Source organism: Pseudomonas sp. GW821-FHT03A09 (genome assembly GCF_059421065.1).
The window spans coordinates 427,035-453,037 of the sequence record NZ_JBWKUX010000002.1 but is presented as its reverse complement, the minus strand read 5'-3'; the positions used below and the strand labels follow the sequence as shown (position 1 = coordinate 453,037).

24 protein-coding genes and 1 pseudogene are annotated in these 26,003 nt (G+C 60.0%); 7 read left to right on the top strand and 18 right to left on the bottom strand.

The features are described 5' to 3' along the window. A pseudogene (locus AC07V4_RS04795) lies at window positions 1–120 on the bottom strand (formate dehydrogenase accessory sulfurtransferase FdhD); the annotation flags it as partial. A 254-nt stretch (window positions 121–374) separates the two neighbouring features. Between AC07V4_RS04795 and lysM the strand changes: the two are divergent. Beyond that, entirely contained in the window at window positions 375–815 is a 441-nt protein-coding gene (lysM, locus tag AC07V4_RS04790) for a peptidoglycan-binding protein LysM (RefSeq protein WP_431751876.1), read from the top strand. Window positions 816–922: 107 nt separating this feature from the next. Here lysM and yrfG read toward each other — a convergent pair whose 3' ends face one another. Continuing rightward, window positions 923–1,585, bottom strand: coding sequence for a GMP/IMP nucleotidase (gene yrfG, locus AC07V4_RS04785; protein WP_492637671.1), 663 nt, complete (start codon window positions 1,583–1,585; stop codon window positions 923–925). Between the two features lie 87 nt (window positions 1,586–1,672). Between yrfG and nudE the strand changes: the two genes are divergently transcribed. Together nudE and cysQ are read left to right on the top strand one after the other, a co-directional pair. Beyond that, the gene (gene nudE / locus AC07V4_RS04780) at window positions 1,673–2,239 is read left to right on the top strand and encodes an ADP compounds hydrolase NudE (RefSeq protein ID WP_492637670.1); all 567 of its coding nucleotides are present in this window, start codon (window positions 1,673–1,675) and stop codon (window positions 2,237–2,239) included. Beyond that, window positions 2,236–3,072, top strand: coding sequence for a 3'(2'),5'-bisphosphate nucleotidase CysQ (cysQ, locus tag AC07V4_RS04775; protein WP_431751873.1), 837 nt, complete (start codon window positions 2,236–2,238; stop codon window positions 3,070–3,072). Before nudE ends, cysQ begins: the two co-directional genes overlap by 4 nt. Window positions 3,073–3,181: 109 nt before the next feature. Here the strand turns inward: cysQ and AC07V4_RS04770 are convergent, their stop codons facing one another. Genes AC07V4_RS04770 through rfbB form a run of 7 tightly spaced genes read right to left on the bottom strand, consistent with a single transcriptional unit; the run spans window position 3,182 to window position 10,244 of the window. Further along, on the bottom strand, window positions 3,182–3,637 hold the full coding sequence (locus AC07V4_RS04770) for a YiiD C-terminal domain-containing protein (RefSeq protein WP_492637669.1): 456 nt from the start codon (window positions 3,635–3,637) through the stop codon (window positions 3,182–3,184). Between the two features lie 26 nt (window positions 3,638–3,663). Beyond that, the gene (locus AC07V4_RS04765; RefSeq protein ID WP_492637668.1) at window positions 3,664–5,040 is read right to left on the bottom strand and encodes a sigma-54-dependent transcriptional regulator; all 1,377 of its coding nucleotides are present in this window, start codon (window positions 5,038–5,040) and stop codon (window positions 3,664–3,666) included. After that, on the bottom strand, window positions 5,037–6,845 hold the full coding sequence (locus tag AC07V4_RS04760; RefSeq protein WP_492637667.1) for a sensor histidine kinase: 1,809 nt from the start codon (window positions 6,843–6,845) through the stop codon (window positions 5,037–5,039). Before AC07V4_RS04760 ends, AC07V4_RS04765 begins: the two co-directional genes overlap by 4 nt. A 36-nt stretch (window positions 6,846–6,881) precedes the next feature. Then, window positions 6,882–7,751: a dTDP-4-dehydrorhamnose reductase gene (gene rfbD, locus AC07V4_RS04755; RefSeq protein ID WP_492637666.1), complete on the bottom strand. Its 870-nt coding sequence runs from the start codon at window positions 7,749–7,751 to the stop codon at window positions 6,882–6,884. Beyond that, complete coding sequence (rfbC, locus tag AC07V4_RS04750) at window positions 7,748–8,293, bottom strand: dTDP-4-dehydrorhamnose 3,5-epimerase (protein ID WP_492637665.1); 546 nt, start codon at window positions 8,291–8,293, stop codon at window positions 7,748–7,750. Before rfbC ends, rfbD begins: the two co-directional genes overlap by 4 nt. Further along, the gene (gene rfbA, locus AC07V4_RS04745; RefSeq protein ID WP_492637664.1) at window positions 8,290–9,165 is read right to left on the bottom strand and encodes a glucose-1-phosphate thymidylyltransferase RfbA; all 876 of its coding nucleotides are present in this window, start codon (window positions 9,163–9,165) and stop codon (window positions 8,290–8,292) included. Before rfbA ends, rfbC begins: the two co-directional genes overlap by 4 nt. Continuing rightward, the gene (gene rfbB / locus AC07V4_RS04740) at window positions 9,162–10,244 is read right to left on the bottom strand and encodes a dTDP-glucose 4,6-dehydratase (RefSeq protein WP_492637663.1); all 1,083 of its coding nucleotides are present in this window, start codon (window positions 10,242–10,244) and stop codon (window positions 9,162–9,164) included. Before rfbB ends, rfbA begins: the two co-directional genes overlap by 4 nt. Window positions 10,245–10,395: 151 nt before the next feature. Between rfbB and AC07V4_RS04735 the strand changes: the two genes are divergently transcribed. The 3 genes from AC07V4_RS04735 (at window position 10,396) to AC07V4_RS04725 (ending at window position 14,964) form a co-directional block, all read left to right on the top strand. Beyond that, a complete protein-coding gene (locus AC07V4_RS04735; protein WP_492637662.1) occupies window positions 10,396–13,305 on the top strand; it encodes an aminotransferase in 2,910 nt (969 codons plus the stop codon). Between the two features lie 121 nt (window positions 13,306–13,426). After that, entirely contained in the window at window positions 13,427–14,533 is a 1,107-nt protein-coding gene (gene aguA / locus AC07V4_RS04730) for an agmatine deiminase (RefSeq protein WP_492637661.1), read from the top strand. A gap of 218 nt (window positions 14,534–14,751) precedes the next feature. Next, window positions 14,752–14,964 (top strand): hypothetical protein, encoded by a 213-nt coding sequence (locus AC07V4_RS04725; RefSeq protein WP_431751863.1) that lies wholly within the window; start codon window positions 14,752–14,754, stop codon window positions 14,962–14,964. A 112-nt stretch (window positions 14,965–15,076) separates the two neighbouring features. Here AC07V4_RS04725 and AC07V4_RS04720 read toward each other — a convergent pair whose 3' ends face one another. Then, window positions 15,077–17,164 carry a TonB-dependent receptor gene (locus tag AC07V4_RS04720; protein ID WP_492637660.1) on the bottom strand — a complete coding sequence of 696 codons (2,088 nt, stop codon included), beginning with the start codon at window positions 17,162–17,164 and terminating at the stop codon, window positions 15,077–15,079. A gap of 408 nt (window positions 17,165–17,572) precedes the next feature. Here AC07V4_RS04720 and AC07V4_RS04715 point away from each other — a divergent pair, with 408 nt between their 5' ends. Further along, window positions 17,573–18,859 (top strand): OprD family porin, encoded by a 1,287-nt coding sequence (locus AC07V4_RS04715; protein WP_492637659.1) that lies wholly within the window; start codon window positions 17,573–17,575, stop codon window positions 18,857–18,859. 123 nt (window positions 18,860–18,982) lie between these two features. Here AC07V4_RS04715 and AC07V4_RS04710 read toward each other — a convergent pair whose 3' ends face one another. From AC07V4_RS04710 to AC07V4_RS04675, 8 genes are all read right to left on the bottom strand, one after another. Beyond that, the gene (locus AC07V4_RS04710) at window positions 18,983–19,747 is read right to left on the bottom strand and encodes a hypothetical protein (protein WP_492637772.1); all 765 of its coding nucleotides are present in this window, start codon (window positions 19,745–19,747) and stop codon (window positions 18,983–18,985) included. 16 nt (window positions 19,748–19,763) lie between these two features. Then, the gene (locus AC07V4_RS04705) at window positions 19,764–20,579 is read right to left on the bottom strand and encodes an acid phosphatase (protein WP_492637658.1); all 816 of its coding nucleotides are present in this window, start codon (window positions 20,577–20,579) and stop codon (window positions 19,764–19,766) included. A 29-nt stretch (window positions 20,580–20,608) separates the two neighbouring features. Next, window positions 20,609–21,442 carry a MipA/OmpV family protein gene (locus AC07V4_RS04700; protein WP_492637657.1) on the bottom strand — a complete coding sequence of 278 codons (834 nt, stop codon included), beginning with the start codon at window positions 21,440–21,442 and terminating at the stop codon, window positions 20,609–20,611. Between the two features lie 87 nt (window positions 21,443–21,529). Next, complete coding sequence (locus AC07V4_RS04695; RefSeq protein WP_492637656.1) at window positions 21,530–22,564, bottom strand: DUF1254 domain-containing protein; 1,035 nt, start codon at window positions 22,562–22,564, stop codon at window positions 21,530–21,532. 158 nt (window positions 22,565–22,722) lie between these two features. Further along, complete coding sequence (locus tag AC07V4_RS04690) at window positions 22,723–23,706, bottom strand: AraC family transcriptional regulator (RefSeq protein ID WP_492637655.1); 984 nt, start codon at window positions 23,704–23,706, stop codon at window positions 22,723–22,725. Window positions 23,707–23,820: 114 nt separating this feature from the next. After that, complete coding sequence (locus AC07V4_RS04685) at window positions 23,821–24,729, bottom strand: LysR family transcriptional regulator (RefSeq protein ID WP_492637654.1); 909 nt, start codon at window positions 24,727–24,729, stop codon at window positions 23,821–23,823. 6 nt (window positions 24,730–24,735) lie between these two features. Beyond that, window positions 24,736–24,900 carry a hypothetical protein gene (locus AC07V4_RS04680; RefSeq protein ID WP_492637653.1) on the bottom strand — a complete coding sequence of 55 codons (165 nt, stop codon included), beginning with the start codon at window positions 24,898–24,900 and terminating at the stop codon, window positions 24,736–24,738. Window positions 24,901–24,974: 74 nt separating this feature from the next. Further along, on the bottom strand, window positions 24,975–25,748 hold the full coding sequence (locus AC07V4_RS04675) for an SDR family oxidoreductase (RefSeq protein WP_492637652.1): 774 nt from the start codon (window positions 25,746–25,748) through the stop codon (window positions 24,975–24,977). Between the last annotated feature and the right edge of the window lie 255 nt (window positions 25,749–26,003).

Sequence of the window (26,003 nt, the reverse complement as noted above, 5' to 3'; positions counted from 1 at the left end):
CTGGTTCTCCAACGCCGTGCTAGCGACATTTGTATGTTCAAGATTGCAATGGCTCTGGCGAGCTGCGGACGCAGACGTTTCAAGAGCAGGTGCCGCGCAGACTGGGCGCTTGGCGTTCACGGCGCGGTATCGCCGACGGATTGATCACTGTTTAGACTAGGCGCGACAAAGAGTCGCGTCTAATTGTCCGTGTTGATCTATTGATAGATGGCGTCGATCAAGGCTCTGGCTAAGGCTTTGTGGCGCAGATTGACGGGCTTATTCCAATGACGGTGACGTTTAGCACGTTTGTATCTTTGGTCATTCGGAACCCAAGTCTGTAGGACTGGTCTAGTCTTGGGCATCTGGAAACCCAATCCCAAGGAGAGCGCACTATGAGTCTTTTTAGTTTTGTTAAGGAAGCAGGCGAGAAGCTGATTAATTTGCTGACGCCAGGCAATGCCAGCGCCAGTGATGATTTGAAAAAGCATATCGAGGATGTAGGGCTGGGCAATCCGAATGTGCATGCCACCGTTGACGGTGACAAGGTCACGATTACCGGTGAAGTGGCCAGCCAGGAAGAGAAAGAGAAAATCATCCTGGCGGCAGGCAATATTGCCGGGGTGGCCAGTGTGGATGACCAGATCACCGTATCCGGCCCGGCGGTCGCTGCTGCCCGCTTCGTCGTAGTGAAAAAGGGCGACACCTTGAGTGCGATTTCCCTGGCGGTGTATGGCAACGCCAATCTGTACAACAAAATCTTCGAAGCCAACAAGCCTCTGTTGTCGCACCCGGACAAGATTTACCCAGGTCAGACACTGCGTATTCCTGAGTAATACGCGGGGCAAAATGTGGGAGGGGGCTTGCTCCCGATAGCGGTGGACCAGTCACGTATCCCTGGCTGATACACCGCTATTGGGAGCAAGCCCCCTCCCGCTTTGGGTTAAAGCCCGACGATGAGATCCCGGTAGTCTCCAACGGCCGCAAACTCTGCCGTATCTTTCGGCCCTTTCCGACTGTCGGGCTCCTTCACCGCCAGCAGATGCCCCACCCCAAAGTCCCGGGCGCTGCGCAGGATCGGCAATGTGTCGTCGATAAACAGGCTGCGGGCCGGGTCGAAGGCAATGTCGGCGTGCAGGGCGTCCCAGAACTGTGGGCTTTCCTTGGCGAAACCGTAGTCGTGGGAGCTGATCAACCGCTCGAAATACGGCGCCAGTTCAATGCGTTCCAACTTCAATGACAGTGACTCACGATGAGCGTTGGTGATCAGGATCACGCGCTTGCCAGCCTGTTTGATCGCCGCCAGAAAGGTATCGGCGTCGGGGCGCAGGGCGATCAGGTGGGCGGTTTCCAGCTTTAGCTCACGCACGGGGATCTTCAGTTCTGCGCTCCAGAAATCCAGGCAATACCATTGCAACTGTCCGGCGTTACGCTCGAACAGAGGCTGCAACTCCATCTCGGCCATGGCCCGGCTCACGCCGTGCAGTTCGGCGTAGCGCTGGGGCAGGTGCTCCATCCAGAAGTGGTTGTCGTAATGCAGGTCGAGCAAGGTGCCGTCCATGTCCAGCAGGACGGTGTCGATGGCGTGCCAGGGCAAAGAGGGCATGGGGCGGTCTCATGTAAGTAAAGATATCCGACACAGACAATCGGAAAAGCCACGGTATAGTAACCCGATCACGCCAAGGAGCCGCTTATGCGCCAGAAACCCACCGTCCTCGCCCGCGAAATAGTCGCCAGTAGCCGTTTGTTCCGCGTGGAGGAAGTGCAATTGCGCTTTTCCAATGGCGTTGAGCGGACCTACGAACGCTTGGTGGGGCGTGGTGCCGGCTATGGGGCGGTGATGATTGTGGCGATGATCGATGCCGAGCATGCATTGCTGGTGGAAGAGTACTGCGGCGGCATCGATGAATATGAGTTGTCCTTGCCCAAGGGGTTGATCGAGCCTGGCGAAGACGTGCTGGCGGCGGCTAACCGTGAGCTCAAGGAAGAGGCCGGCTATGGCGCGCGTCAGTTGGAACACCTCACCGAACTCTCGCTGTCGCCTGGCTACATGAGCCAGAAAATCCAGGTGGTCTTGGCCACCGACCTCTACGAGGAGCGCTTGGAGGGCGATGAGCCCGAGCCGATGCGTGTTGACCGGGTCAATCTGCGCGAGCTTTCGCAGTTGGCGCAAAACGAGCAGTTCAGCGAAGGCCGCGCCCTGGCCGCGTTGTACTTGGTACGAGACCTGTTGACCCAGCGTGGAGCGTTTAGCGCATGAGCGAACTGTTTTTAGGCCATCCGTTCATTGCCCCGGTGATTGAGCTGGCGCGTCAGGCCGGTGAAGTCATTCTGCCGTATTGGCGGGCCGACGTTGCCGTCACCTCTAAGGCGGATGACTCACCCGTGACGGCGGCGGACCTGGCTGCTCACCACCTGATCCTTAAGGGGCTGACCGCCCTGGACCCGAGCATCCCGGTGCTGTCGGAAGAGGATGCGGATATCGACCAGAGCGTGCGTGCCGGTTGGCGGCGTTGGTGGCTGGTAGATCCGTTGGATGGCACCAAGGAGTTCATTGGTGGCAGTGAAGAGTTCACCGTCAATATTGCGCTGATCGAGCAGGGTCGCGTGGTGTTTGGCGTGGTCTCCATGCCCACCAGTGGCCGCTGCTATTTCGGTGGCGCGGGTCTGGGGGCCTGGCGCTCCGATGTCAATGAAGCGCCCAAACAGATCCAGGTGCGTAAGGCGCCAGCGGCGGGCGAGTCCTTTACCGTGGTGGCCAGCCGTCGCCATACCAGCCCTGAGCAGGAACGCCTGCTGGACGGCTTGAGTGAAGCACTGGGGACACTGAAGTTGGCCAACATCGGCAGCTCGTTGAAGTTTTGTCTGTTGGCCGAAGGCAGCGCCGATTGTTATCCACGCTTGGCGCCGACTTCGCAGTGGGATACCGCTGCGGCTCAAGGTGTGCTGGAAGGGGCTGGCGGTGAAGTGCTGGAATTGAGCGGTGAGCCGTTCAGCTATCCGGCGCGGGAATCATTGTTGAACCCTTTTTTCCTTGCATTGCCGGCCAAGGCCGCCTGGCGTGAGCGCTTGTTGACCTTGGCCAGATCTTAAAGTCACAGCAGATCAAAATGTGGGAGGGGGCTTGCCCCCGATAGCAGTGGATCAACCAGAAATAGGTGGCTGACACACCGCCATCGGGGGCAAGCCCCCTCCCACATTTTTAGCGGTGCAGGACGTATTGACCGGTAAAGGCTACCGCGCGGTCCTCACGGCCCTCATTCACAATCCACGTCTCCAACGTCAACCGAGCGCGACCATAACGCTTATACGTCGCCAAGAACCGTTTCCACACCTTCTCTTCCGGCGCCGGGCACACCACCCTCGCATCCTGCGTGACCGGCAGCGGATAACTGATCTGCCCTTCCTGAATCACGATGTGCCCGTCCTCAATCCCTTCTTCGCGCAGCTTCAAGTGCAGCCAACCCCAGCCCGCCAGTACCGCGCCACAATAGAGGCTGCCGCCAAACATGGTGCTCTTGTGATTGATGTTGGCCTGTAGCGGCAAATGCAGTTCCAATTGCCCATGCTTCCAGCCGAGTACCTTGAGGCCCATCTCCCGGGTGAGGGGGATGTCGTGGTGAAGCACGGATTCCAGGTGACGGCTCTCGTGGCTCATGGGGGCCTCTTGGCGGGTGGTGAAAGTCATTCGTCGTCGGCGCTTTGATTGGCGAAGATCAGGCCGTGCTTGCGTAGTTTGTCATGCAGGGTCTTGCGCGGTACGCCCAAGGCTTCGGCGAGGCTGCGCATGGAGCTGTGGGGGCGGGTCAGTTCGGCGGCGATCAGGCTTTTTTCGAACTGTTCGACTTGTTCGCTCAAGCCGCCTGGCGTGGAGGTGAGTACGCTGGTGGAAGGGTTGTCCTGAGTGTTGTCCAGTGCCAGTTCCAGGCCCAACGCAAAACGTTCTGCGGCGTTCTGCAGCTCGCGCACATTGCCCGGCCAACTGTGACGCAACAGCAAGGCGCGCTGGCCCGGCTGCAGCTCGTGCAACGGCAGGCCGTGACGGCTGCTGGCTTCGTCGGCGAAGTGCTGGAACAGCATCAGTGCATCTTCACCACGTTCCCGCAGCGGCGGGATGCGTAACGGCGCGACATTCAGGCGGTAATACAAGTCGGCACGGAAGCGGCCTTGGTCAGCAGCCTGGCGCAGGTCTTCCTTGGTGGCGGCGATGATGCGGATATCCAGCGGGATCAGTTGGTTACCGCCCAGGCGCTCGACCACACGCTCTTGCAGCAAGCGCAGCAGCTTGACCTGCACATCCAGGCTCATGCTTTCGATTTCATCGAGAAATAGCGTGCCGCCGTTGGCGAATTCGAACTTGCCGATACGGCGTTTTTGCGCCCCGGTGAAGGCGCCGGGCTCATGTCCGAACAGTTCGCTTTCTACCACCGATTCAGCCAGGGCGCCGGCGTTGATCGCCACGAACGGCCCGCTGCGTCGACTCGACAGGTCATGCAGCGCGCGGGCTACCACTTCCTTGCCAGCACCGGTTTCGCCGAGGATCAGCACGTCGGCCTTGGTCGCCGCCAGGGCGCCGATCTGCTCGCGCAGGCGTAACATCTGTGGTGAGTGACCTACCAGGCGCGTGCTCAGTTGCTGGCGGTCGCTGAGGGCCAGGCGCAGGCTACGGTTGTCCAGTACCAGGCGGCGCAGGGCCAGGGCACGGCGCACGCTGTCGAGCAGGGCATCGCTGGCAAAGGGCTTTTCGAGGAAGTCGTAGGCGCCGGCACGCATGGCCTGCACCGCCAGCGGCACGTCACCGTGGCCGGTGATCAACAGTACCGGCAGCTCCGGGTCCTGGCTGTGCAGTTCAGCGAGCAGCTCCAGGCCATCCATGCCGGGCATGCGGATGTCGCTGACCACCACACCCGACCAGTCCCGGGACAGGCGCGTGGTGAGGCCGGTGGCTTCGCCCAGGGTCAGGACTTTCAACCCGGCCAGGTCCAGGGTCTGGCACAGGGCCTGACGCAGGTGTGGATCGTCGTCGATCAACACCACCTGAATCTGGTTATCGATACTCATACACTGCGGTCCTCGGACGGTTGCAGACTGACGCCCGGCGAGCCGGCACGCAATTTCAAGGTTAACAGCGCGCCGCCTTCCTTGTGGTTGGCGAACAGCAGTTCGCCGCCAAAGGCACGCATCAGGGTGTCACAGATCGCCAGACCCAACCCCAGGCCTTGGGTGCGGGTCTTGGTGGTGTAGAACGGCTCGCTGGCGCGGCCCAGGGCTTCCATGCAAAAGCCCGGGCCGTTGTCGCGAATGTACAGGTTGACGCCCTGTTCCGTGATTGCGGCACTCAGCCAGAGTTTGCGCGGCGGCCCCTTTTCGGTAAGGGCGTCCAAGGCATTGGCCAACAGGTTGCCGAGCACCTGGCGCAGTCGGGTTTCCCCGGCCTGTACCCACAAGGTCGCTTCCGGCAGGTCGCGGATCAACTCGACTTCCATCGACCGTCGTCGTTTGGCCAGTAACGCCAGCGCATCATCCAGTGCCGGTTGCAGGGCCACGCTCTCCGGCGCATGGCGATCACGGCGGGCGAATGCACGCAAGTGGGCGATGATCGAAGCCATGCGGCCGGTCAGTTCGCTGATCAGCTTGAGGTTGCCCCGAGCGTCGTTGGTGCGCTCATGGTCGAGCAGGATTTCGGCGTTTTCCGCATAACTGCGAATGGCCGCCAGCGGCTGGTTCAGCTCGTGGCTGATGCTCGCTGACATGGTGCCCAGCGCTGACAGCTTGCCGGCTTGCACCAGGTCATCCTGGGCGCGCACCAGTTCCTGCTGGGCGTGTTCGCGTTCCAGCACTTCCTGTTTCAAACGCCGGTTAAGGCCTTCCAAGTCGCTGGTACGCTCAGCCACGCGGGCTTCCAGTTCGCGGCGCGCCTTGGCTTCGAAGGCAATGCGCTCCAAGTAATGGCGTCGACGCTGCATCATCAAGCCCAGCAGCAACATCAACACCAGCAATGCCGCGCCACCGACAGCGACTACGGTACGTACTGGGCGATTGATCAGCGAGCGCGGCGCGAGGATCTCCACGTTCCAGCCTGTTTCGGCGATGGCCGTGGATTGGCGCAGCCAGGCGGTGGGACTTAGCGCCAGTGGCTGTGGGTCGCGGGTCGGGTAAGGTTGGATCGCGATAATTGCTTCGCGCTCTTCTACGGTCAGAGGCCGGGTGGCGCGAAACCGCCATTGCGGACGTGAGGTGAGGATCACCACGCCATTGTGGTCGGTCACCAACAGTTGTTCCGGCGTTTTGCCCCACAGGCTCTCGGTATGGTCCAGGTCGACCTTGACCACGAGCACGCCGATGATCGTGTCGCCATCACGCACGGCGGCGGCGAAGAAGTAGCCGCGCTTGGCCGAGGTGGTACCCAGGCCGAAAAACCGCCCCAGGCGCCCGGCCATGGCTTCGCTGAAATACGGTCGGAACGAGAAGTTGCGGCCGACGAAGCTGTCTTGCTTGTCCCAGTTGGAGGCGGCCAGGGTCTTGCCAGTGGTGTCCATCAGGTACATCACCTCCGCCCCGGCCTGGGCGGCGACATCCTGGAGCAGCAGGTTGGCATTGGTCAGGTTCGTACTCACCTGGGGTGCATCCAGGGCCGTGCGCAGCGCCGGCAAGTCACCCAGAATCTGCGGTAATACTTCGTAGCGGTGCAGGGTGCCCAACAGGTTGGCGACGTACAGATCGAGGGTCTGGCGGTTCTGCCCGGCCAGTTCGCTGCGGTAATAACGCTCGGCCAAATGCTCCAGCGGCCACAGCAGCGGGGCCAGGCATAACGCCAGCAAGGCTAGGCTGCGCCAGCGAGGTCTTCGTGGAAGGGGTGGAGTCATGGAAGTCATGCGCCTGTGGGTACAGGCGCATTATGCCTAGTGCTGCTCTGCAAGACACTCGTGCAGTGCGTCTTGCCAATGCGGCTGGCTGACCTGCCATTGTTGTTGCAAGAGGCTGCAATCCAGGCGCGAGTTCAGCGGGCGCTTGGCGGGCGTGGGGTAGGCGCTGGATGGGATCGCTTCAAGCTCGGCGCAGGGTTTGCCTTGCGTGCGCAGGTGTTCGCCAATCGCCTGGGCAAAACCGAACCATGAGGTTTCACCCTGGGCGGTCAGGTGGTAGACACCCCACTTACCCGCTTCGCCGGCCAGCCAGCGCTCAATCAGGGCGCGGGTACTGTTGGCGATACTGCCTGCCCAGGTCGGCGCACCGATCTGGTCGGCGACGATGCGCATGTGCGGTTTTTCCTGCAACAGGCGTTGCATGGTCAGCAGGAAATTCTTGCCGTGACTCGAATACACCCAGCTGGTGCGCAGAATCAGGTGCTCGCCACCCACAGCTGCTATCGCCTGCTCGCCCGCCAGTTTGCTCTGGCCGTAGACGCCTAGTGGGTTTGGCGTGTCGTTTTCGGTGTACGGCGCAGGCTTGCTGCCATCGAACACGTAGTCGGTCGAGTAGTGGATCAGCGGGATGTCCAAGGCCTTGGCTTCTTCGGCAAGGATGCCGGGGGCGATGGCGTTGATGGCAAACGCTGCGTCCGGTTCGCTTTCTGCCAGGTCGACGGCGGTGTGAGCCGCCGCGTTAATGATCAGGCCGGGGCGATGGGCACGCACTTGTTGGCGGATCTGGTCGGCGTTGGCCAGGTCGAGTTGGTCGCGGCCTAGTACGATGAGTTCGCCCAGGCCCAGGAGCCGCTGTTGCAACTCCTGGGAGACTTGGCCGTGTTGACCGGTGATGAGGATTTTCATGGGAACAGGTCTGCCTCTTTCAGGCTTTTGCCGTTTTGATCCTTGGCGGACAAGGTCGGCGAACCACTCAACTGCCAGTCGATGTTGAGGTCTGGATCATCCCAGCGAATGCAACGTTCCGCAGACGGCGTGTAGTAGTCAGTCGTCTTGTAGAGGAACTCGGCGTGGTCACTGAGCACCACAAAACCGTGGGCAAACCCTGGTGGAATCCACAACTGGCGGTTATTTTCGGCAGACAGGCGCACGCTGGTCCATTTGCCGAAATGTGGGGAGCCGCGGCGGATATCCACCGCCACATCCAGCACTTCACCGGCCGTTACACGTACCAGTTTCCCTTGGGCGTGCTCTATCTGATAGTGCAGGCCCCGCAATACGCCTTTCTGCGAGCGGGAGTGGTTGTCCTGCACAAACTGCAGTTGCAGCCCGCTGGCCCGGGAAAATTCCCGGGCATTGAAACTCTCGTAGAAAAAGCCGCGTTCATCGCCAAAAACCTTCGGCTCGATGATCAATACATCGGGCAACTCAGTGGCGGTCACATTCATTTAGTGTCCCCGGCGAGCGTGTACAGATATTGGCCATAGCCGGTTTTGCCGAAGTATTTGGCGCGTTCCAGCAGGTAGTCACGATCGATCCAGCCGTTCTCGTATGCGATTTCTTCGAGGCAGGCGACTTTCAGGCCCTGGCGATGCTCGATGGTCTGCACGTAGGTTGACGCTTCCAGCAGGCTGTCATGGGTACCGGTATCAAGCCAGGCGAAGCCACGGCCGAAACGTTCAACGTGCAGGTCACCGCGTTGCAGGTAGGCGTTGTTGATATCGGTGATTTCTAGCTCGCCGCGAGGTGAAGGCTTGACGGCCTTGGCAATCTTGATCACGTCGTTGTCGTAGAAGTACAGGCCTGTAACGGCGTAGTGCGACTTGGGCTTGGCAGGCTTCTCTTCGATGGACAGGGCATGGCCCTCTTTGTCGAAGTCGATCACGCCGAAACGCTCCGGGTCCTTGACCCAGTAGCCGAACACGGTAGCGCCGCTAGGGCGTTGGGCCGCGGTGCGCAACTGGTCGCCGAAGTGCTGGCCGTGGAAGATGTTGTCGCCCAGGATCAGGCACACCGGGTCATTGCCGATGAACTCCTCACCAATGATGAAGGCTTGGGCCAGTCCGTCCGGAGAAGGCTGCTCGGCATAGCTGAAACGCACGCCGAACTGGCTGCCATCGCCCAGAAGGTTACGGTACTGCGGCAAATCCACCGGGGTGGAGATCACCAGGATGTCTTTGATCCCCGCCAGCATCAGCACGGAAATCGGGTAGTAGATCATCGGTTTGTCGTACACCGGCAACAGTTGTTTGGACACGCCCAGGGTAATGGGGTGCAAACGGGTGCCGGAGCCGCCGGCCAATACAATGCCCTTCATCATGCGATCAGATCCTTTGCGTCAGTGTTGCCGAGTCGTTCACCTTGATAGCTGCCATCCTGGACCCTGCGGCACCATTCCAGGTTATCGAGGTACCACTGCACGGTCTTGCGCAGGCCGGTTTCAAATGTTTCTTCCGGGACCCAGCCCAGTTCGCGTTCGATCTTGCTGGCATCGATCGCGTAGCGCTGATCGTGGCCAGGACGATCCTTGACGAAGGTGATCAAGTCAGTGAATTTCTCCACGCCCGCCGGACGCTGAGGCGCCAGTTCTTCCAGCAAGGCACAGATGCCGCGTACCACATCGATGTTCTTCTGTTCGTTGTGGCCGCCAATGTTGTATGTCTCGCCAACCACACCGGTGGTGACAACTGTCAACAAGGCACGGGCGTGGTCTTCGACGAACAACCAGTCGCGTACCTGCAAACCATCACCGTAGACCGGCAGTGGCTTGCCCGCGAGGGCGTTGAGGATAACCAGGGGGATCAGTTTCTCGGGGAAGTGGAAAGGCCCGTAGTTGTTCGAACAGTTGGTCAGCAGTACCGGCAGGCCGTAAGTGCGCTGCCAGGCGCGTACCAAGTGATCAGACGCTGCCTTGCTCGCTGAGTACGGCGAGCTGGGTGCATAAGGCGTGGTTTCGGTGAAGAGGTCGTCTACACCGTGCAGGTCGCCATACACTTCATCTGTGGAGATGTGGTGGAAGCGGAACGCGCTCTTGGCCGGCTCGGCCAGCTTCGACCAATAGGCGCGAGTGGCTTCCAGCAGGCTGTAGGTGCCGACGATGTTGGTCTGGATAAAATCCGACGGACCGTCAATGGAACGGTCGACATGGGACTCGGCCGCCAGGTGCATGATCGCCTCAGGCTCAAAGCGCGCCAGTATGGCGCTGACGGTGGTCTGGTCGATGATGTCGGCCTGGACGAACTCATAGCGGCTGTTGGACGCGATGCTGGTCAGCGACTCAAGGTTGCCGGCGTAGGTGAGTTTGTCCAGGTTGAGCACTTCGTGCTCGGTGTTTTCAATCAGGTGGCGGATCAGGGCTGAGCCAATGAATCCGGCACCGCCGGTGATGAGAATGCGCATGTCGAGGGCCTTTTCCTTAGACGGACATTAAGCGAAAGAAGCATAGCTTGAGTTGTGAATCGGGCTGGTGCAAGCGCGGCGAGCATGAGGGGTTGATTAACTGCCCTCAACAATGGCGATATAGACGTCTAAAAAAACCGAGGTCGTCACAATGTTGCTTGACACATTGATCCATCGTGCCAGCTTACCTTGCCCACAGGTGAGCCCTGACCAGGCAGCGCAATTACTCAAGCAGCATTATGGCCTTGATGGCCCGTTGCAGTCATTGGGCAGCCAGCAAGACCTCAACTACAAGATTGACAGCGACCGTGGCCGGTTTGTTCTGAAAATCTGCCGGGTCGACTACGCCGCCGTTGAGTTGCAGGCCCAACATGCCGCCCTCAACGGTTTGCAGGGGCGAGAGCACCTACGCGTGCCGAAGGTCATCCAGGCGCTCAACGGCGATGAGCTGCTGACCGTAAGCGTTGACGGGCAAACCCTGCACCTGCGGCTGTTGGAGTATATCGACGGCCAGCCCCTGACCGACTTGCCACACTTGAGCCGCGAGGTGATCGCAGGCTTCGGTGCACTGTGCGGACGGATGAGTCGCGCCCTGGTCGGTTTCGAACACTCGGGCCTGGAGCGCACCTTGCAGTGGGACCCGCGTCATGCGCAGGAACTGATCACCCACCTGCTGGCAACCCTGGATGGCTTGCCTCACCGTGCCACCTTGGTGCGGGTGGCCCAGCAGGTCGACGAGTCCATTCGGCCTTTGGCACAACGGCTGCCCTGGCAAGCGGTGCACATGGACATCACCGATGACAATGTCGTGTGGCAGCGCGATGCCCGGCGGCATTGGCAATGCCAGGGTGTGATCGATTTCGGCGATCTGGTCCACACCTGGCGCATTGCCGACTTGTCAGTCACCTGCGCGGCACTCTTGCACCATGCCGACGGTGATCCGTTCGTCATCTTGCCGGCGATCCAGGCCTGCCACGCGATCACGCCGTTGCACCGTGAAGAGCTGCAAGTGCTATGGCCGCTGATTGTCGCCCGTGCGGCGGTGCTGGTGCTGAGCAGCGAACAGCAACAACGCCTGGACCCGCAGAACGCTTACCTGTTGAAAAACGCCGAGCACGAGTGGGAAATCTTCCACGTGGCGACATCGGTGCCGTTCGAGCTGATGGAGGCCGCGATTCTGCGGAGCGTCGGTGACGCGTTGCCGTCGATTGCCGACCAGGACTTCTCCCCGTTGCTACCGGGCCTGGTGGGGCGTGAGTTTGCGCTAATCGACTTGGGCGTACTCAGCCCGCATTTCGAGGCGGGTAACTGGGAGACGCCGGGTATCGACCGGCGGTTGTTGGATGAGGCGGCGGCGGTGCATGGGCTGGCAGCCAGCCGATATGGGCAGTATCGGTTATCGCGCACGCGTCCTGACAGCGCCGTTGAGCCGGATACGTTTCCCCTTCATGTGGAGCTGCACCTTCCCCACGGCACGGTGGTGGAGGCCCCTTTTGCCGGAACATTACGTGAGGGGGAGGACGGTTTATTGTGCGTGCATGACGCAGCGCTGAGCCTGCGTTTATGGGGCCTTAAGACACTGTTGAAACCTGGCTCGGTATTGGTCAAAGGGCAAGTCCTGGGTGAGGTGCATGCCCCGCTCACTGTCCAGCTGTGTCGAGCAGACCTTGTGCCGCCACTGTTCTGCACACCGTCCAGGGCACCCGCGTGGCAGGCGCTCTGTCCGTCAGCTGCCACCTTGCTGGGGTTGGCGTGTGATGCTGAACCGGAGCTGGACCCCGAAGCCCTGTTGGCGCGACGTGACGCCAGTTTCGCCCGTTCGCAGAAGCATTATTACGTCGACCCGCCGCGTATCGAGCGAGGCTGGCGCAACCACCTGATCGATATGCAGGGCCGTTCCTACCTGGACATGCTCAACAATGTGGCCGTGCTGGGCCATGGCCACCCGCGCATGGCGACGGTGGCGGCGCGGCAATGGTCGCTGCTTAACACCAACTCGCGGTTCCACTATGCGGCGATTGCCGAGTTTTCCGAGCGCTTGCTGGCGCTTGCGCCGGAGGGCATGGACCGGGTGTTTCTGGTCAACAGTGGCACCGAGGCCAACGACCTGGCGATCCGCCTGGCCTGGGCCTTCAGCGGCGGGCGCGACATGCTTAGTGTGTTGGAGGCGTATCACGGTTGGTCAGTGGCTGCTGATGCAGTGTCCACCTCGATTGCCGACAACCCCCAGGCGTTGAGCAGTCGCCCTGACTGGGTGCACCCGGTGACCGCGCCGAACACCTATCGCGGTGAGTTCCGTGGGCCGGACAGTGCACCGGACTACGTACGAAGCGTGGAGCACAACCTGGCGAAAATCGCTGCGAATAAGCGCCAACTGGCGGGTTTTATCTGTGAACCGGTGTACGGCAATGCCGGTGGTATCTCCCTGCCACCGGGGTATTTGCAGCAGGTGTACGGCCTGGTGCGGGCTCAGGGCGGTGTGTGCATCGCCGATGAAGTGCAGGTGGGCTATGGCCGCATGGGGCATTTTTTCTGGGGTTTTGAAGAGCAAGGCGTGGTGCCGGACATCATCACCATGGCCAAGGGCATGGGGAACGGCCAACCGTTGGGTGCGGTGATCACCCGAAGGGAAATCGCCGAGGCGCTGGAGGCCGAGGGCTATTTCTTTTCGTCGGCGGGGGGCAGTCCGGTCAGCTGTCGCATTGGCATGGCTGTGTTGGATGTGATGGCAGAAGAAAAGCTGTGGGAAAACGCCCAGATAGTAGGAGGGCATTTCAAGGCGCGCCTGGAGGAACTGATTGACCGTCATCCGTTGGTAGGCGCCGTTCATGGCTCCGGCTTTTATTTGGGGTTGGAGCTGGTTCGCGACCGGCAGACCTTGGAACCCGCTACTGCCGAGACCGCACTCTTGTGTGACCGTCTGCGGGAGCTGGGGATTTTCATGCAACCGACCGGTGATTATCTCAACATCCTGAAGATCAAGCCGCCGATGGTCACGTCCAAACGCAGCGTAGATTTCTTTGTCGACATGTTGTCGAAGGCATTGGATGAACACATGTAGATAGTCGATTGTTATCGACTATAAGTTGTAAATTTTGCGGTTCATGATCTTATGTCGCTTTTAAAGCCGATTTTTATCCGTTATAAAGTCGGCCATCACCCCATTCGGAGTCCTCAACGCCATGACCACCCTGCACAGCACACCTCGCGCCGATGGCTTCTATATGCCTGCCGAATGGGCGCCACAGACCCAGACCTGGATGATCTGGCCTGAGCGCCCGGACAACTGGCGTCTGGGCGGCAAGCCGGCGCAGGCGGCTCACGTGGCGGTGGCCAAGGCCATTGCGCGTTTTGAACCGGTGACTGTCGCGGTTTCTGCCGGGCAGTACGAAAACGCTCGTGCGCGTTTGGACGTACCCAATATCCGTGTGGTGGAAATGTCCAATGATGACGCCTGGGTACGGGACACCGGTCCGACCTTCGTCATCAACAACAGTGGCGAAGTGCGTGGGGTGAACTGGGATTTCAACGCCTGGGGCGGTTTTGATGGCGGTTTGTATGCGCCGTGGAACCGTGACTCGCAGGTGGGCGGCAAGATCCTGGAAATCGAACGCGCGCCGCGCTATCGCACCGAAGGGTTTGTGCTGGAAGGCGGTTCGATCCATGTCGATGGCGAAGGCACGGTGATCACCACTGAAGAATGCCTGTTGAACCGCAATCGCAATCCGCACCTGGATCGTGCGGCCATTGAGGCGGTGCTGAGCGCCAATCTGGCTGTGGATAAGATCATCTGGTTGCCGGACGGCCTGTTCAACGACGAAACCGACGGCCATGTGGATAACTTCTGCTGCTACGTGCGTCCGGGAGAAGTGCTGCTGGCTTGGACCGATGACCCGCAAGATCCGAACTACGCACGCTGCCACGCTGCGTTGGATGTGCTGCAAAGCAGCACCGACGCCCAGGGTCGCTCGTTCACCGTGCATAAAATGCCGATCCCGGGGCCGCTGTTCGCTACCGAGGAAGAGTGCGCGGGCGTGGACCCGGTCGACGGCAGCCAGGAACGTAACCCGACCGTGCGGTTGGCCGGCTCCTACGTCAACTTCCTGATCGTCAACGGCGGCATCATTGCGCCGAGCTTTGACGACCCAATGGATAGCCAGGCCAAGGCAATCCTGCAGAACCTGTTCCCGCAACATGAAGTGGTGATGGTGCCGGGCCGTGAACTGTTACTGGGGGGCGGCAATATCCATTGCCTGACCCAACAACAGCCTGCGCCGCACAAAAACTGAGTGCAGTTGTAACAGCGTTTGAGCTACATCCGAGCGGTACTCGTTTATAGCGCCCACAGCAAGCCCGCGGGCTTTTTTGTGTTTAAAAGCCTATAAACACGGGACATTGGCACAGCTCTTGTATCGGTGTTGGCACCGTAACCCAGGTTGATGACTGCGCAGTTCTGTCACAAACCTTGAGTAAGTTAGCCGCTCACGCAGTAGGAGAGAGCGCTGAAATGAATGCCGATATCAACCTGATCTATACGCGCCCGTTCCACCCGACGCGGGTCAACGGTGATGCGATCCATGCGCTGGCGTTGTGGTTGAAGGCAAACGGCTCGCGACAGGCCAGGCAGGCAGACCTACGCAGCGTGATGATTGAACGCTATCCGGCGGGGTTGTTCAGTGAGGATGAAGTCAGGGCGTTGTGCGAGTTGATGCAAAACTGAAGAGCACAGGGATTTGAATGTGGGAGGGGGCTTGCCCCCGATGGCAGTGTGTCAGTCAATGAGTAAGGTGACTGATCCACCGCAATCGGGGGCAAGCCCCCTTTCACCTTCTTTAGAAGCTGTAGGTGCCGGTCACCACCAAGCTACGCGGCTCACCCGGCTGGATTTGCGCCGCACTGGTCGCTGAGGCGTAGTAGTTTTTGTCGGCGATATTGTTCAGCGCCGCCCGCACATCCCAATCCTTATGACGGAACCCGGCCAACGCATCCCAACGGCCATAACCTGGCAGCACCACGGTGTTGAGGTTGTCGGCATAACGGTCACCGACCAGGGTCAACCCGGTTTCCGCATACCAGCCCATTTCCGGTTTCCAGGTGATAAACAGGCTGGCATTGCGCTTGGCCACATCGCTGATGCGCTTGCCTTCAAAGCCGTTGTTGTCCTTCTCGACCTTGGCATCCTGCAGGCCGACGCCACCACGCACATACCAGTTGCCGACGATCTTGCCGGTAGCTGTCAGCTCTACGCCGCGTGAGCGCTGCAGGCCGCTGAGCAAGGTGATGGTGCGGTCCAGCGGGTCGCTGGTGCGGCGGTTGTAGAGTTCCAGCTCGTATACCGCCAGGGTGGTGCTCAGGCGATCGTCGAGCCAGTCGCTCTTGACCCCGATTTCCTTTTGCTTGGTCAACTCGGGGCTCAAGTCGTTGACGCTACCGGCGGCGTTCGGGGTGATGCCGATCAAACCGCCGCCCGCAGGCGAGAAAGTCTTGCTCCAGGAGGCGTAGAACGAGTGATGCTCCACCGGCGTCCACACCACACCAACACGTGGGCTGGTGTTGCGGCTATCCACGGCTTGCTGGGTGTTGAGCACTTTGCTGGTGGTGTCCACTTCGAAGTGGTCGTAACGCAGGCCGGCCAGCAGTTGCCATTGATCGTTGAGGCGCAGTTGGTCCTGCACGTAAATGGCGCGGCTTTCGACCTCGGTGTGGTTGTAACTTGAAAGGCTCATCCGACCGGTGTGGCTCAGACGGCGATTAGGTTGATTGAGGTCCAGGCTCGGCACGAGCTGACCGCCCTTATTGACAGCGGTGGCGCTGTACAGCTTCGGGTCGCGACGCTGGCTGCCCAGTTCAAGGCCGGTGAGCAGGCGGTGCTCCAGGCCGAACGTATCGAAACCGCCTTCCAGCTCAAGGTTATTGAACACGTTGCGGGTGGTCAGGTCCTGCTGCCAGCGTTGGCGGGTGACCTTGTTGGTCTTCGGGTCGTAACCGGTTTGGTAGGTGTTGTCGAAATCGCTGTTGAGCGTGAACACGCCCAGGGTATGGCGCAGTTGCCAGTTACCGTCGAGTTCATAGACCAGCTTGGAGCGCAGGGATTGGGATTTGTCGTCGATGTAATCGCGGCTGTCAAAATAGGTCGTGCTGCGACTCACATTGGCCGGGCGACCGTTGACCCCGGGAATGCCGCGATCGGGTGTGCGGTTGTAGCGGCTGTATTCGTATTGCACCAGCCAGTTCAGGTCGGGCGTTAGTTGCCAGCTCATGGACGGTGCGAATAGTTGGCGGTTGCCACTGACGCCGTCGCGGAAGCTGTTGTTGTCCTGGTTGCCCATGTTCAGGCGCAGGCTGATGTTGTCGGTCGGGTCGCTGCTGAGGTCGGCATATAAACTGCGCAAATCGTTGCTGCCGCCTTGGGCTTCGATGCTCGATTGATGGCCCGCCTGGGGCAGCTTGCTCACGCGGTTGACGATGCCGCCCTGGCCGCCGCGTCCGTACAGCACTGCCGCTGGGCCTTTGAGCACTTCGATGCGTTCGATGTTATGCAGGTCGCGCACGTACTGGCTGTCATCGCGAATGCCGTCCAGGTAGAAGTCATTGCTCGCGTCGAAACCACGGATGCGCAGGCTGTCGAAACGCGTGTCGGCGCCGCTGCTGACGTTGGGAATCCCGCTCAACGCCTGGCCCAAATCGTTGGTGCCGTAGGCGCGCAGGCTTTCGGTCTTCACAGAATCAATGGCCTGGGGCACGTAGCGCACAGAAGTCGCAGTGCGTGTGGCGGTGCTGGTGTCCTTGACGCGTGGGTCGTCTTCGTCGGTTTCGGCGCTGATCGAGGTTTCAGGCAAGACCGTGGTGGCGCAGGCAAAACCGGCAGACAGCAAAACAGAGAGCCCAAGGGTGAAGGGCGTCAGGCGTGGGGCAGGCATGGGGAATGTATCCAAAAGGTCTGGGAATAAAATGCGCGCGAATGGTAATGCTTTGCATTTGCGTGCGTTATCTATTGCCAAACGTTATGGGTATGAAAAGTGTTACTTGATATGTTTTCGGAGTGCTTCCGGGGCGTTTTCAGACTTTCATGAGCGCGCTGTAGAGCGCTCCTTAGAATTATTTCGCCTAAATACAGACGATTCGCGAAATTGACACATAGTTCAAGGCGCGCATAGGATTGCGGCCAACGCCTGTGGCTAACCGCCATGACTCATCCAATAAAAAAAGGCCCGCGGCAGTTCGGTCGTCCGCGGGCCTTTTTTTTCCGGTGAAAGTCGACACCAGAAAAGCGACACGGAGCCTGGTGTCACAGTGCGTACTCAACCAGTAATAAGGAATATAAGAATATGTTGAAGCAACGGATGAGTTTGATCGCTCTGGGGATTTTGAGCGCATCGACAGCCATGGCAAACGACCAGGAGCAATCCAAAGGTTTCGTGGACGATAGCCACCTGAACATCGCGGCACGTAACGCGTACATCAGCCGCGACTACAAAAACGGCAAGCAAGACAAAGCTGAATGGGGCCAAGGCTTCATCGGCAAGTTCGAGTCCGGTTTCACCCAAGGCACCGTCGGTGTCGGTGTGGACGTGATCGGCCAGTACGCTATCCGTCTGGACGGTGGTAAAGGCCGTAGCGGCGCTGGCGGTATCGACTTCTTCAAGCAAGGCGACAGCGGTGAAGCCGCCAACGACCTGGCAAAAGGCGGCGCAGCCGTCAAGGCGCGCATCTCCAACACCGTGATCAAATACGGTCAGCAAATGCCAGCCGTACCGGTCCTGCAGTACGACAACTCGCGCTTGCTGTCGGAAACCTACGAGGGCACCTCGATCGTTTCCAAAGAGATCGCCGGCCTGCAATTGGACGCTGGTCACTTCACCAAGGAAGCGCGTAAAAGTGCCGAGGGTAGCGACAGCGGCCGCCTGAAAAGCATCGACTACATCGGTGGTAGCTACAAATTCACCGAAAGCCTGTCGGCCGCACTGTATGCCTCCAACATGCAGGACGTGCTGAAGAAGCAATACGTCAACGTCAACTACGTGCTGGCCCTGCCAGAGAAGCAGTCTCTGACGTTTGACTTCAACGGCTACAAAACCAAGCTGGACCGCAGCTTCGCCCTGGAAAACCAAGGTGATGCGGATGCTCGCGACAACAAGATCTGGAGCCTGGGCGCCACTTGGGCTGTCGGCCCGCACAGCTTCACCCTCGCTCACCAGCGCAGCACCGGCGACACCGGCTACCTGTACGGCGGCTACCGCAACGCTGGCGGCATCGGCGATGGCGGCAACACCATCCTGCTGGCCAACTCCTACTGGTCCGACTTCAACGGTAAGGACGAGCGTTCCTGGCAAGCCGGCTACGGCCTGGACTTCAGCGCCTTCGGCGTACCGGGCCTGACCTACAACATCGCCTACGTGCGCGGCACCAACATTGACGACGGTTCCAACCGTGGTCGTGGCACTGAGCGTGAGATCTTCAACCAGTTCAAATACGTCGTTCAGAGCGGCCCAGCCAAAGACCTGAGCCTGCGTGCGCGTGCGTCCTGGTTGCGCGTCTCCAACAACGCCAGCAACTACAACGTAGGCGGTAACGAAATCCGTCTGTTCGCCGACTACCCGATCAACGTTTTCTGATTGATCGCATGTCGCGCCTGATGCCAGGCGATAAAAACCCCGACTGGTTCGGGGTTTTTTTATGCCTGCTGATTTTGCTTCGACTTTGTGTGCGCTGTTTGCTGGCGTCTTCCTGGCTAAACCTTAGAACCGCCCGCTAACCCCCAACATCGGCCCCTTCTGAACGATGTCATACACAAACCCATCATGCTGATAGTTCACCCCCATCGCTCGATATCCGGCCACCGCTGAAAACCCCGGCATGAACTCCCAGCCCGCCAGCGCTGCCAAGTCCCAGTCTTCCCGTGACTGCCCCGCGCCCGCCATGCCCCAGGATGACAACCAGAACCGCTCATTCACGGCATAGTGCCCACGTAGCCCCGCCATGGCGTCGGCCCAGGTTGCCTGGTCGGAACCGGACAGGCCGTCGGCAGGTCCGCCATGCAGGCTGATGGCGGTGCTGCTGTACCAGACGCGCACGCCACCGGTGACGTCCAGGCGGTGATTGTCATCGCCCAATACGGTGTAGCCGCCGCCCAGGAAGCCCGAGGCGGTCTTGCTTTCTACTTCAAGTTTGGACGCCGGCAGGCGGTTGTGGGTGTCGGTGTCGATGTACATCAGGTCGGCGAGCACGCTGTAGGGACCACGGCGCGCTTCGCCCATCAGCATCACCGACATATCGACGCTGCGGGCGATGTCGGAGAAGTCGGACTTTATGAACTGGGTCCCGGTGCTGCGGTGGCCCACGTGACCACGGATTCCGGCGGCCCACAGGTACGGCCCGCCGTTGAACGTCCAGCCATCGCTGTCTGCTGCCACGACCACGGTCGGCATCGCGAAGGCACCGACCAGCAGTGCCAGATGGATACATTTGCGCGGCAAAGGCGGGCGCAGGTTGTGACGGTGCATCATGGTGTTTCTCCGGTCAGTGCTGGGTCAGCGAGAGCGCTACGTTCTCGGCAGCACAGTCCTCTGTAGGCTTCAGGCCAGCCTTTTGGGCCGCCTTGATTTCGTCTTTGGCGGCCGCCAGGTCTGCCAGGAATGCCGGATTGCCATGCAGGCTTGCCACAGTGGCGGCGCCCATGATGCGGCCTGCATCGACGTCGCTTTGCCAGTGTGCGTTGCAGATGACGCGGCTCTGGCCGTAAGACAGGCCACGGGTCATCAGTTCGGTGGCGCGTGCCGGGTTGATTTCCGCGAGTATCAGGCCCCAGGCCCACCCTGCTGCGGAGTGGCCCGAGGGCCAGGAACCATCTGTACGCAGGATCGGCTCCATGTCTTTGCGACAGGTGCCTTCGTTATGCGTTACGAATGGGCGCGTGCGGTTGTAGGCGTTCTTCCCGGCGTAGGTCGAGCCACCCGCGTCGGTCAACGTACGTTGCATTAAGGTGTACAGATGCGGCGTCGTTTTCTCGCTGATCGGCGTACCCATCGCGCAGGCGAATGTGTTCGCCGGGCCGGGGAATGACAGCTCCGCATCCGTTGCCGCGAGTTTCTCGCGGGTTGTACCGCGCAGGGCCAATGCCGCGCGCCGGGCTTCCTCGTCCCGGGCGAGCGCCGCAGAGTCGGCCTTGGGTGGCGCCCCGAGCAGCGCCAGGCGCATGGGCAAATCCGCTGGGTCAAGGTAACCCGGGGCGAGTTTGAAGTGAGGGTCTGTAACCTGGGTGGCGGTGCCGTCGGCAAGCACCAGCCCCGACCAGAGCAGGCAAGCCAACCCCAGTGGTTTATGCAGTGTGTTCATCGGTTGTTCCCTTTACGATGGCCGGCTGATCAAAACTGGTACAGGGCGTTCAGGTAGGCGGCTGCGCCCACTTTCTCGTCCGTCAGCGGGCTGTTGCGGGCATCGGAGACCAGGGCGTAGGTCCTGATGCCGCCTTCCAGCGCCAACTGGGGTTGCCACTGCCAGGTGAGGCCCAGTTTCAAGGTCACGTCGCGCATCCCACCGCCTGGGTGGTACTCATCGAATTTGGTGCGCGCCGCTTGCTGGGCGGTGACGCCGAAGCGCGCCATCATGTCGTTCTCATTGCTCCAGGTGCCGTACAGCGTCGAATCCAGAGTCAATGTCGATGACAGTGGGTACGTCGTGGCGACGCCCGCTTCAAGATAGGCCGTGCGCCCCAGGCTTTCGCCGCCGTAATTTCGGCTCTGGCTGGCCTGCATGCCGCGAACGAACAGGCGCCCGGCCGGCAGAATCCAATACGCTTCAGCCCCCACCAAGGCCGTGCTGTCCAAGTTGCCCATGCCCCTCAAGTAGTCATCCCGACCGTCCAGGGTGTGGATTCTTTCTTTGCGCCCCTGGTCGTACCCGATCAGCAGGGCTACCCCGAACGGCGCCAGCCCCGGCAAGTCCCAACGCAGGCCGTCCGGAAAAGCTGCCGTAAACGTGCCCCATTCCTCAGTCGGCATGACCGCTTTCAACTTCACTGACGGGAACGCGGCATAGCGTGAAGAGCCTTCGTATAACGGGCCAACCGCAACGCCGCCGCCTACCGTTACCGACGGGGAATCGGCCTGTGCCGGTAATGCGGTCGCCAAGGCGAGGGTCGCCCCGGTCATAAGTGCCAGGGGATACTTCAACAAGTTTGAATCACCGATGGTGGTCATGGCTGCTTTCCTTAGGTGTAAAACTCAGGTGCCCAAAGAAGTCCCTTAATGAACTTATTGGCTCTTCTGTTTAATGGATGCGCTTGATCAGAGGGCGACAGGCTGCGGCTGTGGAAAACGCCATTGGCCCTTCAGTATTTCGACGCTCGGCTGGTAAAGCCTGACGGTGTAGTTCCAGCCAGGCGTGGTAGGCAGGCAATTGGCGATCTTGCCGTCGCAGCCCCCGAACTGAATGGCAATCGTGCCGTCCGCACTTTTCTGGGCGGTGAGGTTATTGAGCGAGTAGGCGTCATAGGGATTCTTCTGGAAGTAACCATCGGCGTTGTAAACGCTCACAGACCAGAAACTGTTGACCGGGACTTCTCCAACCTTGAGTCGGTAAACGGTTTTCCCATCGTTCTGGGGCATCACTGCGCCAAGATAGATGGCGTCCCGGCTCGGGTTTCCGCCCCAGCCTGTCGCCGTCCCGATCAGGTGATGGATCGGGTTGACCATGCCCTTGGGACCAAACGACTGGTTGTAGTCGGGCATTGTCGAACCGAGAACCGCCAGGGCATCGCGCATCTTTTTCTGACTGACCTGATCCCACTTCGGTACTACGAACTCGCCGGGCCGGGCCTGGCTGACAGCGATTGCGTCCTGCAGCCGGTGTACCCGCTCTAGGTCTTTGGGGTCCGTGGGGTCGAGGAACAGACGCACAGCGACAAACACATAGCGGGTACCAACGGTCTCTTTCGTCAGTGTGTGACGGCCGGCAGCGTAGATAACGGCAGGTACGTAGTGATCTTCATTGACCACTTGCATCGACATGAAGCGCTTACCGGCTTCAGGCAACGTGACCGTCACGGGGCCCGCATCCAGGTCGAATACGGCTGACGAGTACAGCGTGTCCCGATTCATCCGCACTACGGTCTGTGCGTCGATGGGAACCGGTTCCCGGGTATGAACAAATCGCCCCAGGCTGCCACTCTCCACCATCTTTCCCATGTAGAGATCGGACTCCGCACGGACAAAGTTATCGACTCCCACGTGCAGGGTCGTATCGGCGGCCGACTGGGCGTTCACACTCCCAACCATCGCCACTGTCAGCGCGAGAATGCAGGCCCTGGATGACTGGAACATTTAAACCTCGTGATCTTATAAGTGGGTATTTGCGTTTACGACTTTAAAAGAACCCCCTTTTGGAAACTTGCCATCTGATGCCAAAAGCAAAGCGGGCGTGCACGCGAAGACCGCCGCTTAAAGCGGTCTCAAGGGGTGATCAGGGCCGAGTTGAGGGGTTAGCTGTCTTGTTTCAAGACGGCGCGGTAGCGCGAGGGTGGGCTACCGGTCCAGCGCTTGAAGGCGCGGGTAAAGTGCGCTGGATCGCTGTAGCCGATCATGTAAGCGATTTCGGTCGCGCTGTATTTACCGCACGCCAGTAACTGAAACGCTTCGCTGCGACGGGTCTCGTCACGTAGCGCGTCGAAGTCGATTCCGCAGTGTTCCAGGCGACGCTGCAAGGTGCGCGGTGACAGCCCGATCTTCTTTGAAATAGTCGCGAGTTTGGAGTGCTCTTGATCCGACAACTGCTTGGCCAGTACGCCTGCTGTTTCCACGGTCGACTTCAACGCTTGGGTGGTTTTCCAGGCGACATCCCGGGGGTAGTGCAGGGGCGTCTCAAGCAACTCTCGGTCGAACTCGATCATGTTGTAGGGCGCGTTCATCTCAAGGTTCTGGCCCAAGTACTCTTCAAGCGCTTCGTCGCCTCGCTCCCTCGGGTTCTTCAGGTGGATACGGATGGCGCCTGGCTCGCCGGACATCAGCGGCACTTTCCTCAGCAGCGCCAGTGTGCCGAGCACGACTTGCTTGGGGTCGGCCTCGTGCGGGCCGGTGAACTGATGGATGAGCTTGGTCGTACGCCCTTCAGTGACAATCGTTACTTCGCCGCCCTGGTGCAGTAACTCCGTATGGATCGACGCCACCGCACACGCCTGGGCGAGGTTGGTCGAACCCAAAATCAACTCGCCCCAGGCGCCCAGTGAGCGCACATCGATCAATTGCCCCACACACGCGCCAGCGAATGGGTCCTGTGCGATAGCGGCCATTTCATTGGCTATCTGAAAGCATGCCGCCCGCGGCACCCAGGCATCAGGGTATTGAAAAACGTGTGGAGAAATACCAAAACGCCGAAAAAACTCCAACGGCGACACCCCACGCATGCTCAGGTAGGGGGCAATTTGTTGAAGTGTGCTGAGTTTGATGGAAGGTGCAGCGTTCGTCATGGGGTCGTCTCGGCCAGGTTCCTTTGGCTCGTTGTATCGCTCAACGCAGGCTAGCAGATCATAAAGGTTTGAACGATCTGTGGGCGTTTACATTCTCAAACCCCAGAAACGGCGTTACCTACTCTGCAGATACGGCGCCATCAAGTCGGCAAACCACTCGATAAACGCACCGAGGCGCCGAGAGCGTTGGCGACGATCCGGATACAGCACAGACACGGTCATCGACGGAGGCCGGTAAGCTGCCAGCACTTCCACCAGTTCGCCGCTATCGAGTAAATGCTGCACATCGAACAACGGCACCTGAATCAAGCCGAACCCTGTGCAGCACGCGGCGATATAGCTTTCCGCATTATTGACCACCAGGCGACTGGGCACTGGCAACGACTGCCGGACACCGTCGAGACAATATTCCCACTGGGCCTCTTGCCCGTCCGGTCCCGCCGCATAGCCGACGCATACGTGCCGCTCCTGCAACTCGGCAAGCTCGGTGGGCACGCCAAACTCGGCCAGGTAGGCGGGGCTGGCGCAGTTGATCAGCAACACCTGCCCCAACGGTTTCACGACTAGGCTGCTGCTCTGCGGTGTGCCGAAACGAATCACACAATCGACGCCCTCCTGCACCAGGTCTATCGTCCGGTCGGTGGAGCCCAGGCCCAGTCGCAGGCGCGGGTAACGCTGGAAGAATTCGGGCAGCGCGGGAATGAGTAGGCGTCGGGCGATACGGCTGGGCACATCGACTTCCAGGCGGCCCATCACCTGCTCTTGATGGGTGTGGAACAGTTGGTCGATCTCATCGATCTCGACCAACACCTGGCGCGCGCGCTGCAGCAACTGGCTGCCGTCGGTGGTCAACGACACCTTGCGCGTGGTGCGGTGCAACAAACGCGTTCCGGCATTGGCTTCCAATTGTTGAATGGCCGCCGATACCGTTGCACGCGGCAGTTTCAGCAGGCGTGCGGCCTGGATGAAACTGCCGAGTTCAGCCACCTGAACGAAAACGCGGTACTGCTCGATGCGGTCCATGGGCGGTCAGTACTCGACAACGGCGTTAGCCTGTTTCGCTCGAAACCTGCGAATCACCTGCCATTCCACGAAACTGACGATCAACACCACCACGCTGGTCAACGTGCCCCGCGCATGGTGGCCATCACGCTGGCGAAGTAACGGATGATGTGCAGACTTATCGGCGCTCATAGCAACCCCATGGCCTGGTTTGTCGGGAAAAGTGTCAACGCGACATGACGGGGTTGCAATCGTTTTTGCGCCCGCTACTTGGTGGTGTAACCGCCGTTGATCAAAATCGTCTGGCCCGTCACCCACCAGCCATCACTCACCAGGTTGCGAATGAACGGCACCACATCCTCGATATCAGTCAGGCCCGTGCGCGAAAACGGCGAAAGAGCCGCGGCGGTCTTATGATAGTTCACCGCATCCTGACCTTCGGCCGGATAGAAAAACGGCGTATCCATCGGGCCAGGGCCCACTGCCGTCACTGAAATACCACGCGCGCCAAGTTCTTTAGCAGCCGCTCGGGTGAACTGCTCCACCGGCGCTTTACTGCCGGCATACGCCGCATAGAACGGCGTGAACGCGCCAAGCAGTGAGGTCACGATAGTGCAAATCTTGCCATTGTCGTTGAGGTGCTTGCCGGCCTCCTTGAGAAAGAAAAACGCGGTTTTGGAGTTAACCGCCATCATCTCGTCGTACTCAGCTTCGGTGATCTCGGCCATAGGCTTTTTCAACACCTTGCCCACGGTGTTGATCGCAATATCCGGGCGCCCGACGGCGGCCACCGCATCGCTGAACAGCTTCTCCACGGCACCGGCAGTGGTCAGGTCTGCCTGCAACGCCACCGCCTTGACCCCCAACGCCTCAAGAGCCGCCACGGTAGCGTTGGCATCGCCCTGGCTGGAAGCGCTGTTGTAATGCACCACCACCGCCTTGGCACCATGCTGGGCGAGATCACGAGCGAGCAAGCCGCCGAGATTCTTCACACCGCCGGCGATCAGAACAACCTTGCCGTTGATTGAATGTTTGGACATGACAACGCTCCTTGGGCTGGGAAAGGTACGGCCCAGTCTAGAGAGGTGGCGGGGAAAGATAAGCGCGTTGAGGCTGGATGCACTGTTCAGGGTTTTTGGCTAATCGGTGCGATGCTTTCCCGGCCTAATGGCGAGAGCTACAGCTGTGTTTTCCAAATCCCAGGAACTACAAAGCCCCGCAGTGCGGGGCTTTGAGATATGGTGCGGCACCAGACGAACGGTAGCGGTCAGTGGGGCTAGGTTTTCTGCGGGTCT

Excerpts from the sequence above, each read along its gene's own strand:
- lysM (WP_431751876.1), top strand. The coding sequence starts at position 375 with ATGAGTCTTTTTAGTTTTGTTAAGGAAGCAGGCGAGAAGCTGATTAAT.
- yrfG (WP_492637671.1), bottom strand. The coding sequence starts at position 1,585 with ATGCCCTCTTTGCCCTGGCACGCCATCGACACCGTCCTGCTGGACATG.
- nudE (WP_492637670.1), top strand. The coding sequence starts at position 1,673 with ATGCGCCAGAAACCCACCGTCCTCGCCCGCGAAATAGTCGCCAGTAGC.
- cysQ (WP_431751873.1), top strand. The coding sequence starts at position 2,236 with ATGAGCGAACTGTTTTTAGGCCATCCGTTCATTGCCCCGGTGATTGAG.
- AC07V4_RS04770 (WP_492637669.1), bottom strand. The coding sequence starts at position 3,637 with ATGAGCCACGAGAGCCGTCACCTGGAATCCGTGCTTCACCACGACATC.
- AC07V4_RS04765 (WP_492637668.1), bottom strand. The coding sequence starts at position 5,040 with ATGAGTATCGATAACCAGATTCAGGTGGTGTTGATCGACGACGATCCA.
- AC07V4_RS04760 (WP_492637667.1), bottom strand. The coding sequence starts at position 6,845 with ATGACTCCACCCCTTCCACGAAGACCTCGCTGGCGCAGCCTAGCCTTG.
- rfbD (WP_492637666.1), bottom strand. The coding sequence starts at position 7,751 with ATGAAAATCCTCATCACCGGTCAACACGGCCAAGTCTCCCAGGAGTTG.
- rfbC (WP_492637665.1), bottom strand. The coding sequence starts at position 8,293 with ATGAATGTGACCGCCACTGAGTTGCCCGATGTATTGATCATCGAGCCG.
- rfbA (WP_492637664.1), bottom strand. The coding sequence starts at position 9,165 with ATGATGAAGGGCATTGTATTGGCCGGCGGCTCCGGCACCCGTTTGCAC.
- rfbB (WP_492637663.1), bottom strand. The coding sequence starts at position 10,244 with ATGCGCATTCTCATCACCGGCGGTGCCGGATTCATTGGCTCAGCCCTG.
- AC07V4_RS04735 (WP_492637662.1), top strand. The coding sequence starts at position 10,396 with ATGTTGCTTGACACATTGATCCATCGTGCCAGCTTACCTTGCCCACAG.
- aguA (WP_492637661.1), top strand. The coding sequence starts at position 13,427 with ATGACCACCCTGCACAGCACACCTCGCGCCGATGGCTTCTATATGCCT.
- AC07V4_RS04725 (WP_431751863.1), top strand. The coding sequence starts at position 14,752 with ATGAATGCCGATATCAACCTGATCTATACGCGCCCGTTCCACCCGACG.
- AC07V4_RS04720 (WP_492637660.1), bottom strand. The coding sequence starts at position 17,164 with ATGCCTGCCCCACGCCTGACGCCCTTCACCCTTGGGCTCTCTGTTTTG.
- AC07V4_RS04715 (WP_492637659.1), top strand. The coding sequence starts at position 17,573 with ATGTTGAAGCAACGGATGAGTTTGATCGCTCTGGGGATTTTGAGCGCA.
- AC07V4_RS04710 (WP_492637772.1), bottom strand. The coding sequence starts at position 19,747 with ATGCACCGTCACAACCTGCGCCCGCCTTTGCCGCGCAAATGTATCCAT.
- AC07V4_RS04705 (WP_492637658.1), bottom strand. The coding sequence starts at position 20,579 with ATGAACACACTGCATAAACCACTGGGGTTGGCTTGCCTGCTCTGGTCG.
- AC07V4_RS04700 (WP_492637657.1), bottom strand. The coding sequence starts at position 21,442 with ATGACCACCATCGGTGATTCAAACTTGTTGAAGTATCCCCTGGCACTT.
- AC07V4_RS04695 (WP_492637656.1), bottom strand. The coding sequence starts at position 22,564 with ATGTTCCAGTCATCCAGGGCCTGCATTCTCGCGCTGACAGTGGCGATG.
- AC07V4_RS04690 (WP_492637655.1), bottom strand. The coding sequence starts at position 23,706 with ATGACGAACGCTGCACCTTCCATCAAACTCAGCACACTTCAACAAATT.
- AC07V4_RS04685 (WP_492637654.1), bottom strand. The coding sequence starts at position 24,729 with ATGGACCGCATCGAGCAGTACCGCGTTTTCGTTCAGGTGGCTGAACTC.
- AC07V4_RS04680 (WP_492637653.1), bottom strand. The coding sequence starts at position 24,900 with ATGAGCGCCGATAAGTCTGCACATCATCCGTTACTTCGCCAGCGTGAT.
- AC07V4_RS04675 (WP_492637652.1), bottom strand. The coding sequence starts at position 25,748 with ATGTCCAAACATTCAATCAACGGCAAGGTTGTTCTGATCGCCGGCGGT.